Origin of the sequence: Citreicella sp. C3M06, from assembly GCF_018860705.1 — a bacterium.
GTDB lineage: Bacteria > Pseudomonadota > Alphaproteobacteria > Rhodobacterales > Rhodobacteraceae > Salipiger.
On record NZ_JAHKQA010000090.1, the window covers coordinates 84,501 to 99,970 of the forward strand.

Here is a 15,470-nt window from a genome sequence, read left to right on the forward strand (position 1 = left end):
CCGCAGGTCAAGGCGCAAGAACCACGCATCCCCGAACCAAAGGCAGTCTGGCGCAAAGAGACCAACAGCTGTGTGCGACAAACGTGCCGACAGGCATGGCGATCACGCGACAATACTCTGATGCTGGGAAACCGTTCCGGCCATTGGATCATTTCAGCAAGCCGTTAAAGCAGCTCGACCGTCGCGGATGCCAACTCCGTGGCCGTAAGGCCGACAACGAGCACGGAGCCTCCCGCCCAGGCAAGAAGCGCGCCGCCATCTTCATCGGTGAAGGTCAGATCGTCAGTATCGGACGTTCCGGCATGCAGTTCGATCGCGTCGAACGCGAGTGCGAAATCGCCGATCATGTCCGCGCCGCCGCCGATGAACACAAAAACATCGGCACCTTCGCCGCCATGCAGCGTATCATCTCCGCCACCGCCGATCAGCCGGTCGGCGCCGGCCTGCCCGCGCAGATCGTCCGCCCCGCCGCCACCGTTGATCGTATCATTGCCCGAGCCACCCCAGACCGAGTCTCGACCGAAACTCCCGCCCTGCCCCGTATCCGTATAAAGGTCGTTCCCTGCGCCGAGCCATGCACTGTCGGTTCCGTTGCCGCCCCGGATCGTGTCGGCGCCAACGTCGCCGTAAAGCGCATCTGCCCCCGATCCGCCGATAAGGGAATCGTTCCCCCCTTGCCCGCGCATGAGGTCATCGCCAGCCCCCCCGTTGAGCGTGTCCGCCCCGGCCCCGCCCCAAGCAGAGTCATTGCCACCCTCGCCCCGGATGGTGTCGTTGCCGCCTTCGCCGAACAGTCGGTCGCCTTGGGCGTTGCCCTCAAGCAGGTCGCGATGGGCGCCGCCGCGCAGGGTATCCTCGCCGCTACCGCCGATCAGCGTGTCATTGCCCAGCTCACCCCTAAGCAGGTCCGCTCCGCCGCCGCCATGGATGTTGTCAGCCCCGGCGCCCCCCCAGACGGAATCCGCTCCGTTCGCCCCGGCCTGCGCGGTATCGGTGTAGACATCGTTGCCAACGCCCAGCCATGCGCGATCCGCCCCGTTGTCGCCGCGCACGGTGTCATTGCCATCGCCACCGTATAGGGAGTCGTTCTGTGTGCCCCCTTCGAGATGGTCATTCCCCGCATCGCCCTCGAGCACATCGTTTCCGGCATCGCCAAACAGCGTATCGCTGCCGTCATTGCCCATCAGGCTGTCAGCGCCACCATTGCCCCAAGCGCGGTCATCGCCATCACCGGCGCGCAACGTGTCATCGAAGGCGCCCCCGCCCATGGTGTCATCGCCGCCCTCGCCATCGAGCCAGACCCAGCTGCCGAAACTGCCCGCGACGATGCGATCGCCATAATCGGTGCCACGCACCTCTTCGACCTGCGAAACCACGTCGGTGTCGCCAAAGCCATCGACGATGGTTCCGGCGCCCAGATCTGCATTGATGCCCGCGTTGCCGCCGCTCGATGCATCGCGGTTGTAATCGGCACGGTCCCAGCTGCTGCTGCCGGTGATGGTGTCGGCGCCCTCCATCGCCCGGTAGCTGATAAAGTTGATGCTTGCCGAGCCGATGAGCCGGTCTGCCTCTGCCGTGGCGCGCACCGCTTCGATCCCGGTGAATGTATCAGTGCCCCCAAAAGCATCGGTCGCGATCCCGGTCGCGAAATTCACCACCACGCCAGCAGTGCCACCATCGTCAAACTCATCGTCGTAGAGCAATTCGTCATAGCCGCCATTGCCGTGGATCGTGTCGTTTCCGGCAAAACCGCCCCATGCCTCCCAGCGATCTTCGTCGGAGCCATTGAAGAGGTCGTCGTCCTGCGAGCCGAAGAACAGATGAAAATAGCTGAAGCTGTCGTTGACCGCCCCCGCGACGCCCGAAACCGCCGTGCCGGTGCCATTGGCCCCGACGCTGATCACCAGCCCGCCGACCCCGCCCACGTCGCGCCACGACAGGTCATTGCCCTCTCCCGTGGCCCAAAGCCCGGCGTGGCCAAGGATGGTATCGCTGCCAAGGCCCGGCTCGATGTAATCGCCGCCCTCCTGACTTGCGGCATTGCCACCCGAGGCGTCGAGCCGGTCGTTGCCCGCGCCGCCGCGCAGGTTGTCGCGCCCGTTGCCACCGATCAGCGTGTCGTTGCCGTCATCGCCATGTAGACGATCATTGCCGTTGTTTCCGATGATCCGGTCGTTGCCGTCGCCGCCTTCCAGCCTGTCATCGCCTGCGCCGCCCCGAACTGTGTCATTGCCGTCTTCGCCCCTGAAACGCACATCGCTGCCGTAGCTTCCGGCACTGATACTGTCGTTCGCGTCGGTGCCGTAGACCTCGTCGATGAGGCTCACCCGGTCGGTCATGCCAAATCCGTCGACGATGGTCCCGGCGCCAAGGTTGGCCCGGATGCCCGCCGTGCCGCCATAATTGCCATCGTTCGAATAATCCGCGCGGTCATAACTGTCCGAGCCGATGATGGTGTCAGCCCCGTCCAGCCCGCGATAGCTGATGTATTCCTGCGACGCAGAGCCGGTGAAATGATCGCCAAGCGCGGTGCCCCGCACCGCCTCCATACCGCTGAAGCTATCGGTGTCGCCAAAGCTGTCCGTCGCCATGCCGGTGGCGAAGTTCACCGTCACAGCGCCCGTGCCGCCTGCGTGGTATTCCTGATGATAGAGCAGCTCGTCATAGCCGCCATTGCCATGCAGCGTGTCAAACCCGATGCTGCCTTCCCAGCCTTCCCAGCGATTATTGCCCGACCCGGTCATCAGATCGTTGTCCATGGTGCCCCGAAAGCGGACGGCATAGGTAAAGGTATCGTTGATCAGGCCCGGAATGTTCGACACTGCCGTGCCCGAGCCGTTGTTTCCAACCGTCAGCACAAGCCCGCCGGTGCCGGTCAGGCCCTCGTAACTGAGGTCGATGCCATTGTTGTCGGTGGCAAAGGCGCCAGCATGACCAAGGATGGTATCCTGTCCCAGCCCCGGCTCGATCCAGTCGCCATAATCGTGGCTTTGCGCGCTGCCGCCCGATGCGTCGAGCAGATCATTGCCAGTCCCGCCGCGCAGGTTGTCCTCATCCGCGCCGCCGCGCAGCGTGTCGTTCCCATCGCCGCCGCGCAGCGTGTCGCGTCCATCGCCACCGATGAAACTGTCGTTGCCGCCTTCAAAATCCTCGATGCGATCGTCTCCGCCAAGACCGTTGATCGTATCGTCGCCCGCGGTACCAAAAAGGGTGTCATTACCTTGCGTCGCCATGAAAACCTCCGTGTTCATGTGAGCTGTTTGAAAGGAATTCGCGCAAAATTCTGGTTGCAGGCTAAGATTGCGCCAAAGGTGACGCTGCGTCAACCTTCGGTTTACCTTGGCGTCGATCCGCCATTGCGACGCCGCAAGCGTTGGTGAGAGAGGCTTGCGATGGGCTGCGGTGCCGGGGCGATCAGGCCGCCAGAGTTGTGAACAGGCAGGCAAGTCGGGCGCTGTCGCACATCGGGCAACCTCTGCCAATCCCTGCCGGAATGGTCTTCAAAGAGCGGAAAAATATTATGCCACGGCAAGATTCCCGGCTACCCTTTGCGGGTAGTATAGTACGAGGGATATTTAATGTTTACACGTCGATCCGCCATTCTTGCGGGAGCATCGTCATTGCTTTTGCCAAACTTGGCGCTCGCTCAGGGTGTTACCTTCACACCCGGCCATATTCTCGCAAACATGGAGAAATCGGCCTGGCTTTCCACCCGCCGCGGCGCCAAGCGCGCGGCCTATGTGATCGCCGCGCCTTGGTGTCCCTATTGCAAGCAACTTTACGAGACCATTCTGGCGACGCCGCAGGACATCGATTACCGCTTTGTCTTCATGGGCTTTCGCCAATACGGGCCCGCGGTGGTCAACGCCTTTTTCAGCGATGCCGATGATCAGGTCGGCCTGTTCTACAGCGATACCGGTGCGCGAAATTCGGCGCTTTCGCCGCGCGCGAGCGACCTCTTCGGCCATATCAACCTCGTCACGGGGCATCTCATGGCGCCTGATTTCGGCTCCATGACGCTGGGAGAGAATGTCGGAAGCGCCACCCCGGTGGGTTTTGCCTATCCCTCGGTCGTGCTGCGCGATGGCGGCAATGATTCCATTGTCTCGATCATGGGCGCATGGATGTATCTTGATCAGATCGGTGAATTCTGCGCCACGCAGGCTGCCACGGCCCCCGACCCTGCGCGCTACGGCGACTATCTGCGCGCGGCGCCGCAGGTCAGCCGCAGCGCGCAGAATTTCTTTGCGCGCGAGGCCGACACCCCCTATTTCGCCGCACCGGTCCCGGATGCGCCATTCGTCGATCAGATCCGCGCCAACAGCGCCTACCCAAGCGTCGGCACGGTCGCTTTCGGCGGCGAAGACTGGGTGGCGGTGCGTGCCTTCACCTCCACGGACGCGCTGCAATTCGCCCGCAGGTCGGGTTTCTACACCCAGTAGCCCCATGACTGTGGCATGCGCCACCTGCGCCCTTGCCATGATCCCGCCCGGCAAGGGCTTTTGCTGCGATCGGACAAAGGCCCATCCGCCTTCCATAGCCTGACCAAAGCGTTTCATTTTTTCGCTCTCGCCCGGACGTCACGCGCGAGACTGTGCCGAAAGGCAGTTGTTTATAGAGGGTTCAACATGACGATCAACCGCCGCGCGCTCATTCTGGCCAGCCTGGCAGGCGCCGCCTTGCCCAAGGGCGCAGCCGCCTTTTTCGACTGTGATCCGATCCGTTTCGGAGATCTTCAGACCGGTCTCGAAATGTCACTCTGGCGCAGCGCTGGCCCGCAGGATCGGGCGGCGACCGCCTATGGGCTCGTCGCCCCTTGGTGTCCGCGCTGCCGCGAGCTGATCCTCGCAGCCAAGGCGGGAGAGCTGCCGCTCAACCTCAGACTGATCCCGGCCTTCGCCCGCTCGCAGCTCGACCGGCAGAAAATCTGGGACCTCATCATGCATCCCGGCGACGAGGCGATCGATGCGTTCCATGACCGCCGCCCAACCACGCTAAGCAGGGCCGATCCTGCGGCGCTCGACACATTGGTGAATTTCACAGACCTGATCCTGCAATCAGCCAGTATCTGGAACCGGATGATCTACAAGAACGAGGTCAACGCCACGCCCGCCGTTATCCTTTTCAAGCAGCACCCCGACTCCGAGACCGGCACCGTTCCGGAAATCGCCCTTGGCTATGCACCGCAGATGATCCCGGTGTACCGTGACCTTGCGCAGCCCATCGTATCTTCGGGCGGGCCGTTCCCGCAGGAATATTTCCGCACGCTTCCCCGGGTCGAAAACCTGCGGCCCAGAAGCATCTCCACCGGCCCCGACCGCGGGCAGGTGCATGTCATGCCGCATCGCAACGCGCTTGTTGCGCAATGCTTCGGGGGTGGACGGGAGCTGCGCATGACCGTTGGCACCCAGATCGCCTTCGGAGAAGAATGGCTGGTGTCGAAAACACCCGACGGCAAGCTGCTGTTCCTGAACCCGGATCAATACTCGGAAAACTCCTGATCCGTTCGATCAGAGAGCAAAGGATTGTTGACATGAACTTTCTTGCGAAGATCGCCTGCACCCTGACCTTGGCGATCATTCCGGCGGGGGCATCGGCCTGCTTCATGACCCCGGACTCCCGCCCCCTGATCGGCTGCATGCCGTATAATTTCTCGGCGCCGATGGATTGGCGCGTTTCCGACTCCGGCAGCGATGATGCAAGGCGGCCAGAGCTGGTCTGCTACAGAAGATCGGCGCGGTCTCATGTAGCTCTGATCGAACGTCTGTACGGCCAGATGCAAAGCGGCCAGCCTGCGGATGCCTTCTCGCCGCTTGCCAACGCGCCGGATCTCAATGGGGGCAACCCTTACGACTTCGGTGCGACCCAATACATCAAGCAATTCACCCCGGAATTCGTGCGCGCCTATTACCCACCGCTCTACGCGATCATCCGGGATTTCGAAGGCTGTATGCGCGAGGTTGCAAATCAGGGATGCGGAGACGTCGCCGGATGCCGCATCAACGGCTGGGTCGTTATGGGATACCTGCCGGACGGCAACCAGTATCCCGTCGTTGGCCTGCCCGAATTCGACGCGCCCTGAGAAAACATGACCGATCCCGCGTCCAGAAACGGCCCCGAACCCCTCTGGCAAGCGCCGCGCACCGCGCCGGTGCCGTCCAGAAAGCCGGTGCTGGACGGCCCTCCATCACGCAAACCCACCCCACCGTCGCGCGCGGCGCCCCAAGAGCCAGAACTCATCATTACCGGAGGCATGCCGATGATGGTTCGAGTGAGGCAACCAAGGCAGAACAGATCCCAAGCGTCATCAGGCGGGCGGTCAAAGCCCGCGTTCTGCCAAATTGCCGCAATCCGAACCCGACCATTCCCGGATTTGCCTTTTACTCTTCGGCGGCCGATGAGGTCGGCCTGCGCCTCGGGGGCTTTGACCACGTCACGCCGGGGCCGGGCATCCCCTGCCGATGCGGGCATCACGTTATGAACTCTACATACCCCTCCCCGACGCGATCAAGGATGGATGACAGTTTCATCGCACTCAGGCATATCACGCCCATGGACTTCACCGCGCTGCGCTATTTTCACGAAACCGCCCGTTCGGGATCGATCCGTCGTGCCGCCGAAACGCTGCACGTCACGCCCTCATCGGTCAGCCGCGCCATTGCGGCACTTGAACACGACCTTGGCGCGCCGCTGTTCGAACGCAGCCGCCGGGGCATGACCATGACTGCGGCTGGAACCTTGCTGATGCGCCACACGCAACGCACCTTTCGCGAATTTGACCGCGTGCGCGATGCCATCGACGACCTGCGCGGCCTGCATCGCGGACAGGTGACGCTATACGCCGCCGAAGGGCTGGTGGCCGAATTTCTGCCCGCCGTGATCAGTGATTTCGCCGCGCGCCACCCACAGATCGGATTCGACATCCGCTTTGAGTCCACCGATGCCATCGTCGGGGCGCTGATCGACGATCAGGCAGACATCGGCATCACCTTCAACGGTCCCATGCGCAACGACATCGCCGCGCTGGCCGAACACACCGAGCCGATCTGCTGCCTTGTCTGCCCCGATCATCCGCTGGCGCGCCACCCGCGCCCTGGCCTTTGCGATGTGCTTGCCTGGCCGCTTGCGCTGCCGGAAACATCGTTCGGCATGCGGCGCATGGTCGATACCGCCATTGCGCGCAGCGCCGGGACGGCCCGGCTTGCGATCAACACCAATTCGCTGGAACTGACCAAACGCGTCGCCATGACAGGTGATGCGGTCGCATTCATGCCCGGTTTCATGGTGCGCAAGGATGTCGCTGCCGGGCGACTCGTGGCGCTGCACCTTGATTGCCCAGACCTCGAAGCCGCGCGGGTCACCGTTTGCGTGCATCGGGATCGTGAGCTGTCCTTCGCGGCCAAGGCCCTGTCAGCGCTGCTGGTCGCGCATTTCCGGGGGCTGCGCGCCGGATAGACCTCAGCGTTGCTCTTTGCGCAACATCGCGGTGCGCCATCGGCACTTTGTGACACAGAAACTTGGTGTAGGTTCATCGCATCCGGCCCGCCCACGAGGTCGGCTCACTCAGTATATCCAACAGGAGATGTCCATGACGCATTCGTCCCTGGACCGGCGGAGCTTTGTCCTTGGCCTTGCCGGATTGACCGGCGCGGCAAGTCTTGGCCTGCCCGGCGCCGCCCGCGCCGCCACCCCCGCCAATATTTCCGAGGCCATTCACCTTGGGCTTTACATGCCGCTTTACGCCGCGATGAACGGCGGCTTCTTTGAAAAGCACGGGCTGACGCCGGATCTCAAATCCGCAGGCGGCATTGCCCAGCCGGTGCCCGCCGTTCTGTCTGGCGCAGCCGATTTCGCCGTCACCGGCAGCGGCATGTCGATCAACGCCACCGCCGAAGGCGCGCAGATGGTCAACATCGCCAAGATCGCCGGGATGATCTCGGTCTGGGCGGTGGCCAAACCCGGCACCACCTTCAACGGCCCCGAGGATTTTGCCGGCAAGACCATCGCCACGCTGAAATTCCCGTCCAACACCTACACCACGCCGTTCTACGCGATGAAACAGGCCGGGATGGACCCTGAGAAAGACGTGACTTGGATGCAGCTGCCCTTTGGCGCACAGCTTCAGGCAGTCGCTGATGGGCGCGCGGATTTCGCCACCGTATTCGAATGGGATGCCTCGATCGGCGCGACGCAATTCGATCTTGAGGTGGTCTATTCGCTGGGCGAGGCGCTTGGCCCGGCGCTGTTCTCGTCCACCTTCGTGACTGCGGATTTCATCGAACAAAGCCCTGAAAAGGTGCAGGCCTATTGCAACGCCATCGCCGAGGCCGAACGCGCGCTGCACGAGAATGAACAGCTGTTCATCGACGTTGCGACCAAGGAATTCCCGCAGATCGCCCCCGAGGTCATCGCCGCCGCCCGCCCGCGCTTCTTTGGCGACGTCCCGCTGGTGCCGCGCAATCCGATGATCAGCGAACAGGAATGGCGCACGCTGATCGATCACGAAGCCGGGGTTGGAACGCTGCGCGCCGACCTGCCCTACGAGCAGATGGTCGACAACAGCTTTGCCGAAAAGGCGACGAAGGAGTTTGGTCTGTCATGAGCGATACCAAGGAAATGCGCAGCCTGCCCGCGCTTCCCGAAGCAGTTGGCTTTGATCCCGCATCCACCGCCCTGATCGTGGTGGACATGCAGAACGCCTATGCGGCGCGCGGCGGCTATCTTGACATCGCCGGCTTCGATTTGTCGGGGATCGACGCGGTGAATGCCAATGTTGCCACGCTGGCCCAGACCTGCCGTGATCATGGTGTGCAGGTGGTGTTCCTGCAAAACGGTTGGGACGCCAAATATACCGAGGCGGGCGGGCCGGGGTCGGTCAATCAGGCCAAGTCCAACGCCCTGCGCGTGATGCGCGAGCGCCCGGAATTGCAGGGCACGCTGCTGGCCAAGGGCGGCTGGGATTACGCGCTGATCGATGAGCTGAGCGTGCAAGACGGCGATCTGCTGGTGCCCAAGACGCGCTACTCGGGCTTTGTGAACACGCCGCTGGATTCGATGCTGCGCTCGCGCGGGATCCGCACGCTGCTGGTCTGCGGCGTGGCGTCCAACGTCTGCGTCGAAACCACGATCCGCGACGCCTTCGCCCATGAATACCACCCTGTCATGGTCGAGGATTGCTGCCTTCAGGCCGGGCCGCGCGCCATGCACGAGGCCACGATGTTCAACGTACGCACCTTTTTCGGCTGGACCACCACGCTGGCCGAGGTCGACGCCACCCTGACCGCCCCCGCAGACTAAGGACCCGATCATGTTCACCCCCATCATCCCCGAAGGCGCCCCCACGCCCATCGCTCCCTTTGTTCCCGGTAGCCGCGTGGGCGACACGCTTTACGTTGCCGGTATGCTTGCCCTTGGCCCCAATGGCGAAAGCCTGCATCCGGGCGACGTAAAGGCCCAGACCCGCTATGTGATCGATGAGATCATCCGCGTGGTCGAAGCCACCGGCGGCACGCTGGCCGACATCTGCTACAACGTGATCATCCTCAAGAACCGCGCGGATTACGCGGCCTTCAACGAGGTCTATGCCGAATATTTCGGGACCAACCCGCCCGCGCGCTACTGCATCATCTCGGAACTGGTGCGCGATGAACTGCTGGTCGAAATCGCCGCAACGGCATATCTCGGCAAACCGTGATGGCCATGGCAACGGACTCACAATCCACCCCTGCGGCGCGCATCAAGCGCCGCAGCCCGGTGGACGCCGCGCTGCGCATCCGCGCCTATCAGATCATGGTGCTGCTGGCGATTGTCGCCCTGTGGCAGGTCGGGCTGTGGCTCGGCTGGCTGAAACCCTATGTCTACGGCACGCCGCTGGGCGTGGTGCAATCCTTTGCCGGGCATCTGGCCGATGGCTCGCTGCTGCGGCATTTCTGGGTCACAGGGGTGGAAGTGGTGATCGGCTTTGCCATCGGCTGTCTGTTTGGCAGCGCGGGCGGCTTGCTGCTGTGGCTGTCGCCGCTTTGGGCCAAGATCCTGCACCCCTACATGATTGCGCTGAACGGCGTGCCCAAGATCGCGCTCGCGCCGCTGATCATCGTCTGGTTCGGGCTGGGCATGGAAAGCAAGATCGCCATTGCGTCGATCATCACCTTCATCGTGGCGTTCCTGCAGGCCTACAAGGGCACGCAGGAAATCGACCCAGACCTGATCCGCCTGATGAAATCGCTTGGCGCCTCGCCTTGGCAGACCTTCCGCACCATCGTGGTGCCGGGCAGCTTGCCGTGGATCGTCTCGGCGCTGCGGCTGAACGTCGGCTTCGCGCTGATCGGCGCGGTGGTGGGCGAATATATCTCGGCAGAAGAAGGGCTTGGCTACATGGTCTACTATGCCGGGCAGCTGTACGATCTGAATTCGGTCTGGGTTGGCATCTTCAGCCTGATGATCATGGCGCTGCTGCTCGAAGCCATTGTGGCGCGCTTTGAACGTTCTCTCGACATGGAGCACTGATATGCCGCACATCACCCTTCCCGACGGCGACGCGCTTTACTACGAAGAACACGGCAGTGGCCGTCCGCTGATCATGGTGGCCGGGCTTGGCGGCATCGGCGCCTATTGGGCGCCGCAGATCGCCCCTTTTGCCGAACATTTCCGCGTCATCCTGCACGATCATCGTGGCACCGGGCAATCGAGCCGCTCGCAGATCGACTATTCCGTTGACCAGATGGCCGCCGATACGCTGGCGCTGATGGATGCGCTTGGCATCGAACAAGCCGATTTCGTCGGCCATTCCACCGGCGCGTCGATGGCGCAGGCGATTGCGGTTGATCACCCCGAGCGGCTGGGCCGCATCATCCTTGCCTCGGGGTGGACCAAGGCGGATGGCTTCTTCCGACGCTGCTTCGAGACCCGCAAGCAACTGCTGCTGACAGCCGGGCCCGAGGCCTATATCAAGGCAACGCCCCTGTTTCTGCACCCCAGCTGGTGGGTGCGCGACAACATCGACGCCATCGAGGGCGGCAAAAGCGGCATCTACGGCGGCGACCACGATATTGGCATTATGACCAGCCGCATCGACGCGCTGCTGGCCTTTGACCGCACCGCCGATCTGCCAAAGATCCCGCATGAGGTGCTGGTGATGGGCGTTGCCAATGACCACCTGACCCCGGCCTATTTCTCCGAGGCGCTGGCCGAGGCCATTCCCAACGCCAAGCTGTCGATCATGTCCGATGGCGCCCATGCGGCAAGCCAGGTGTTCCCCGATGAGTTCAACGCCATCGCCCTTGCCTTCCTGACAGGAGACCAAGCATGACCCCCGTTCTGAGCGCCGACGCCGCCCGCGTCGTTTACAACGAGGGCACCGATGCGGCCGTCGAGGCCGTTCGCGACATCACGCTGGACCTGCACCGGGGCGAGATTCTCGCCCTCGTCGGCCCGTCCGGCTGTGGCAAGACCACGCTGTTCAACGCCATTGCCGGGCTGATCCCGCTTCAGGGAGGGCAGGTTTCGGTGGGCGGAACCAAGGTCGAAGAGGCCAAGGGCCACGTCGGCTACATGCTGCAAAAGGATCTGCTGCTGCCGTGGCGCAGCGTGATCGACAACATCACGCTGGGCTTGGAAATTCGCGGCATTGCCAAGGCCAAGGCGCGCGCCAGGGCGCAGGACCTGATCGACCGCTACGGCCTGTCGGGATTCGAGACTTCGAAACCTTCGGGTCTGTCGGGTGGCATGCGCCAGCGCGCGGCGCTGATGCGCACGCTGGCCTTTGACCCCGAGGTGATCTTGCTGGACGAACCCTTTTCAGCATTGGATTTCCAGACCCGGACCCTGTTGCAAGCCGACGTCAAGCGCATCATTCGCGATCAGGGGCGCAGCGTGATCCTGATCACCCACGACATCGGCGAGGCCATCTCGATGGCGAACCGGATCGTGGTGCTGTCCAACCGGCCCGCCACGGTGAAGTCGGTCTACGAAACCCCTTGGGGCAGTGAAGACGTCGACCCGGTCGCCGTGCGCAACCGGCCCGAATACCAGCAGTTGTTCTCGACCATCTGGCAAGAGCTTGAACTGGCGCCGCGCCACTAGTGCGCGGTTCCTGCCAGAAACACTGCGCGGTCCTGTGTCGGGTTGCCATTGTCGCAATGCACTGATGGTCGCGGCGTCTCATTTTGAACCCGACCGGTTGCAGGGATGCCAAGTGCAGGCCAACACCCACCCGCAATCGCGAGACGATCTGGTTCGGTGACACAGCGACGCTGCGCAAGCGGGCGTCGCTGTTGATCTGCTCTGACAAGAAGATGACCTGCGCGCGGCCTCACGGCAGCCCTGCCCCCTGTCGAGACTTTCGGGTTCGGCGCTCCGGCCTTGTCGGATCACCACGGCTTAACGGCGCTGCAACCCAATTCCGGCCTTGCCTTGGAAAAGGTCGGCGTACCCGCCACGGCGGATACGCCGAGGGGACTGTGAACCGCGGATCTTCGCTCGCGCAAGCCGCGATCAATCCTTTGGCTCTGCCCCTCGACGCGCCGGGATCAGTCAGCCACGGTTTTCGACAACAGCGCCTCGGCCGCAGCCACCAGCCGATCCCGCCAAGCGAGTTTCGCCAGCCAGTCCGGCGGGATGGCACCGGCCCCGCCGAGCGCCCCGGCAAGCTGGCCGGTGATCGCTCCGGTGGTGTCGGCATCTTCGCCGAGGTTCGCGGCGGTCAGCACCGCCTCGCGAAAGCTGCCCGACCGGGCAACGCTCCAGAGCGAGGCCTCCAGCGAATGCGCCACGTATCCCGATGCGCGGATTTTCGTGCGCGCCTTGCCGCGCCACGACCCGGCCATGATGCCATCAATGGCCCCGGCATAACCTTCGGACCGGTTGCGCAACACGTCCGAACGGGGGCGCCCCTCGATCGCATCAGCCAGACATTCGGCATAGGCCACGCAGGCATCCACCGCTTCCGGGGCGGCATGGGTGGTCCGGCTTTGCCGCGCCGCCACGTCGCGCAGCCGGGCACGGTCGTTCAGATGCGCGATGGCCACCGGAGCAAGGCGCATGAGGCTGCCGTTTCCGGCGCTCATCGGATCGGTGGACCCGGCCATGGGATCGCCACTGCGGGTCCAGCGCGCCAGCGCCTGCCGCGTGGTGATGCCGATGTCAAAGCACCGTCCGGTGCAGGAATAGGTGCCGCGCTCGTGCCAGTCGACGAAGCGGCGCATCAGGTCGGCCTCGTCGAGCGCGCTCGACTGCGCGAGGCTGTCGGCCAGCGCCAGCGCCATGGCCGTGTCATCCGTCCACTGGCCGGGCTTCAGGCCGAAGGGCCCGCCCCCCACCATGTCGCTCAGCGGCCCTTGGCTGTCACGGGTGGTAAACTCAAGCGTGGTGCCAACAGCATCCCCGACCGCAAGCCCGAGCAAGGCACCGACGGCACGATCACGAACAGCCTCGGCCGTTGTCGCGGGCACATCTTCCCGGCGCGCCTGTTGCCGCAGGACGTAGCCCTGCTGCGCCGCCGTCTCGATGGCGCCCGGGCGCGCTGTCCGGACCTTGGCGATCGCATCGCCCGGCGTGTCTCCAAGCTCGATCAGCAGCCGCGCGGCGATGGTCCCTGCCCGGCCGAGCCCGCCCTTGCAGTGGACCACCACATCAAACCCCGCGCGGAGCCGGTCGCACAAATCGCGACCAACCGTTTCCCAACGCGCCTCGAACGCCGCATCGGGCACGGAAACGTCCGGGATCGGCAAATGGAACCAGCTCATGTGCCGGGCGGCCACCTCCGCACCGAGCCGCGGCACCTGCAGCGTCTGCAGTTCGTGATCCTCGACCAATGTTACGACCGCCGTCGCACCCCAAGCGGCGATGGCGTCGAGGTCCAGCCCGAGGTCTCGGTTCCAGCTTCCCGACATCGCTCCCGGCTGGATCTTGCCGGGACAGAAGGTGATGCCGATCCGCCCCGGAAGGGCGTCAGACCGCACAGCGGCGATCTGCAGAGGATGGCTTTGACTGGTCCGCATGGTTGGACAATCCTTGTCATGAAAATAGGGAACGCCCCCGATCGAAACAATTTCGATACTCGCAAAGAAACGCCCTCATCTCTCTGATGATAAGATGTTTTTTCACACAGCACGCAAGTAGATTGTTCGACCTGCCAATCATCCTTTCTGCTTGGTTCGGACACGCTCGGGGTAGTGTCCCGAGGCGTGGTGTAACTTGTTCTACGGCTGGGAGATGAGCCGGTTTACAGGGCGGCGATCTTTGCCGGGTCCATGGTGATATCCTCGCAGATGGCGGCAACAGTTTCCGGCGTCATGTAACGCCGTGAGACCACCCATTCGTCGTACTGTTCCAGCATCAACGCTCCTACAAGACGTCTGATGGCTTGCTCGTTGGGAAAAATACCGACGACATTGGTCCGGCGCTTGATCTCCTTGTTCAGCCTTTCCAAGGGATTGGTAGAGTGTATTTGCCGCTAGTGTGCTTTTGGGAACGGCTTGTAGGACAGCACGTCGTCTTCGGCGCGTAGCATTAGTTCGGCGAACTTGGTGTGGCGCGGCTGGAAGGCCTCAATCAGTTTCGCCCAGTGATCCTTGGTTTCTGCCAGCGTGTCCTGATCGAAGGCTGTTCTGAGTGCCGCTGTGACAATTGGGCGGTCCTTTTTACCGACGCAGGCCAAGGCATTGCGCATAAAGTGAACCCTGCAACGCTGGATCGTAGCCCCCAGCACTTTGGCGGCTGCGGCCTTCAGTCCTTTGTGTTCATCCGCGATGATCAGCTTGACCCCACGCAGGCCCCGGTCGGCCAGAGCGCGCAGGAACTCGTCCCAGAACACCTCGGCCTCGCTGGGCTCGATGGCGACGCCCAGAACCTCACGCCGTCCGTCAGTATTGACCGCAACCGCCACTATGGCCGCGACGCTGACGATCCGCCCCGAGCGGCGGACCTTGATGTAGGTTGCGTCCAGCCAGAGGTAGGGCCATTCGCCCTCCAGCGGTCTGTTGAGGACAGCGTCAACACGTTCGTCAATCTCGACACAAAGGCGCGAGACCTGGCTTTTGGAGACGCCAGTCATACCCATCGCTTTCACCAGCTCATCGACTGAGCGGGTAGAAACGCCCTGAATGTAGGCTTCTTGGATCACTGCCGTCATCGCCTTTTCCGAGGCCCGGCGGGGCTCCAGAAACTCAGGAAAATACGTCCCCTTCCGAAGCTTCGGGATCTGAACATCGATGGTCCCGGCCCGAGTTTCCCACCGGCGCTCACGATATCCATTCCGATGGTTTACCCGTTCGGTACTGCGCTCATGCGTTCCAGCACCGCATTGCTGATCCACATCCAGCGCCATCAGGCGGTCGGCGACAAACCCAAGCATCTCGGCCAGTATTTGATGATCTGCGGTGTCTGAAAGAAGCGCCTTCAGCGCGACCGTTTCTGCTAACATGTATTTGGTCATGGGTGATCTCCTTGATCGGTGGAGTGCGCCCCTCGGG

The 15,470-nt window shown here is 63.1% G+C and carries 12 protein-coding genes and 1 pseudogene; 10 read left to right on the forward strand and 3 right to left on the reverse strand.

Annotated elements, in window-relative coordinates; genetic code table 11:
* Window positions 1-164: 164 nt before the first annotated feature.
* Window positions 165-3,233 (reverse strand): calcium-binding protein, encoded by a 3,069-nt coding sequence (locus KO516_RS20780; RefSeq protein WP_216005698.1) that lies wholly within the window; start codon window positions 3,231-3,233, stop codon window positions 165-167.
* A gap of 387 nt (window positions 3,234-3,620) precedes the next feature.
* Here KO516_RS20780 and KO516_RS20785 point away from each other — a divergent pair, with 387 nt between their 5' ends.
* From KO516_RS20785 to KO516_RS20830, 10 genes are all read left to right on the forward strand, one after another.
* The gene (locus KO516_RS20785) at window positions 3,621-4,442 is read left to right on the forward strand and encodes a hypothetical protein (protein WP_216005699.1); all 822 of its coding nucleotides are present in this window, start codon (window positions 3,621-3,623) and stop codon (window positions 4,440-4,442) included.
* A 186-nt stretch (window positions 4,443-4,628) separates the two neighbouring features.
* On the forward strand, window positions 4,629-5,501 hold the full coding sequence (locus KO516_RS20790) for a hypothetical protein (RefSeq protein ID WP_216005700.1): 873 nt from the start codon (window positions 4,629-4,631) through the stop codon (window positions 5,499-5,501).
* Window positions 5,502-5,533: 32 nt separating this feature from the next.
* Entirely contained in the window at window positions 5,534-6,082 is a 549-nt protein-coding gene (locus KO516_RS20795) for a hypothetical protein (RefSeq protein WP_216005701.1), read from the forward strand.
* Between the two features lie 431 nt (window positions 6,083-6,513).
* On the forward strand, window positions 6,514-7,455 hold the full coding sequence (locus KO516_RS20800; RefSeq protein ID WP_216005702.1) for a LysR family transcriptional regulator: 942 nt from the start codon (window positions 6,514-6,516) through the stop codon (window positions 7,453-7,455).
* Window positions 7,456-7,588: 133 nt separating this feature from the next.
* Window positions 7,589-8,602 carry an ABC transporter substrate-binding protein gene (locus KO516_RS20805; RefSeq protein ID WP_216005703.1) on the forward strand — a complete coding sequence of 338 codons (1,014 nt, stop codon included), beginning with the start codon at window positions 7,589-7,591 and terminating at the stop codon, window positions 8,600-8,602.
* Window positions 8,599-9,297, forward strand: coding sequence for a cysteine hydrolase family protein (locus tag KO516_RS20810; protein ID WP_305833661.1), 699 nt, complete (start codon window positions 8,599-8,601; stop codon window positions 9,295-9,297). Before KO516_RS20805 ends, KO516_RS20810 begins: the two co-directional genes overlap by 4 nt.
* A 10-nt stretch (window positions 9,298-9,307) precedes the next feature.
* Window positions 9,308-9,694: a Rid family hydrolase gene (locus tag KO516_RS20815; protein WP_216005704.1), complete on the forward strand. Its 387-nt coding sequence runs from the start codon at window positions 9,308-9,310 to the stop codon at window positions 9,692-9,694.
* Between the two features lie 5 nt (window positions 9,695-9,699).
* Window positions 9,700-10,506, forward strand: a complete 807-nt coding sequence (locus KO516_RS20820; protein WP_252737764.1) for an ABC transporter permease — start codon at window positions 9,700-9,702, stop codon at window positions 10,504-10,506.
* A gap of 1 nt (window position 10,507) precedes the next feature.
* Entirely contained in the window at window positions 10,508-11,308 is an 801-nt protein-coding gene (locus KO516_RS20825) for an alpha/beta fold hydrolase (RefSeq protein WP_216005705.1), read from the forward strand.
* Window positions 11,305-12,081 carry an ABC transporter ATP-binding protein gene (locus KO516_RS20830; protein ID WP_216005706.1) on the forward strand — a complete coding sequence of 259 codons (777 nt, stop codon included), beginning with the start codon at window positions 11,305-11,307 and terminating at the stop codon, window positions 12,079-12,081. The genes KO516_RS20825 and KO516_RS20830 overlap by 4 nt, the downstream gene beginning before the upstream one ends.
* A 446-nt stretch (window positions 12,082-12,527) precedes the next feature.
* On the opposite strand, the gene KO516_RS20835 is transcribed toward KO516_RS20830, so the two are convergent.
* Both KO516_RS20835 and KO516_RS20840 read right to left on the reverse strand, forming a co-directional pair.
* Window positions 12,528-13,997 (reverse strand): ADP-ribosylglycohydrolase family protein, encoded by a 1,470-nt coding sequence (locus KO516_RS20835; protein ID WP_216005707.1) that lies wholly within the window; start codon window positions 13,995-13,997, stop codon window positions 12,528-12,530.
* A gap of 224 nt (window positions 13,998-14,221) precedes the next feature.
* Window positions 14,222-15,421, reverse strand: a pseudogene (locus tag KO516_RS20840) (IS256 family transposase).
* Between the last annotated feature and the right edge of the window lie 49 nt (window positions 15,422-15,470).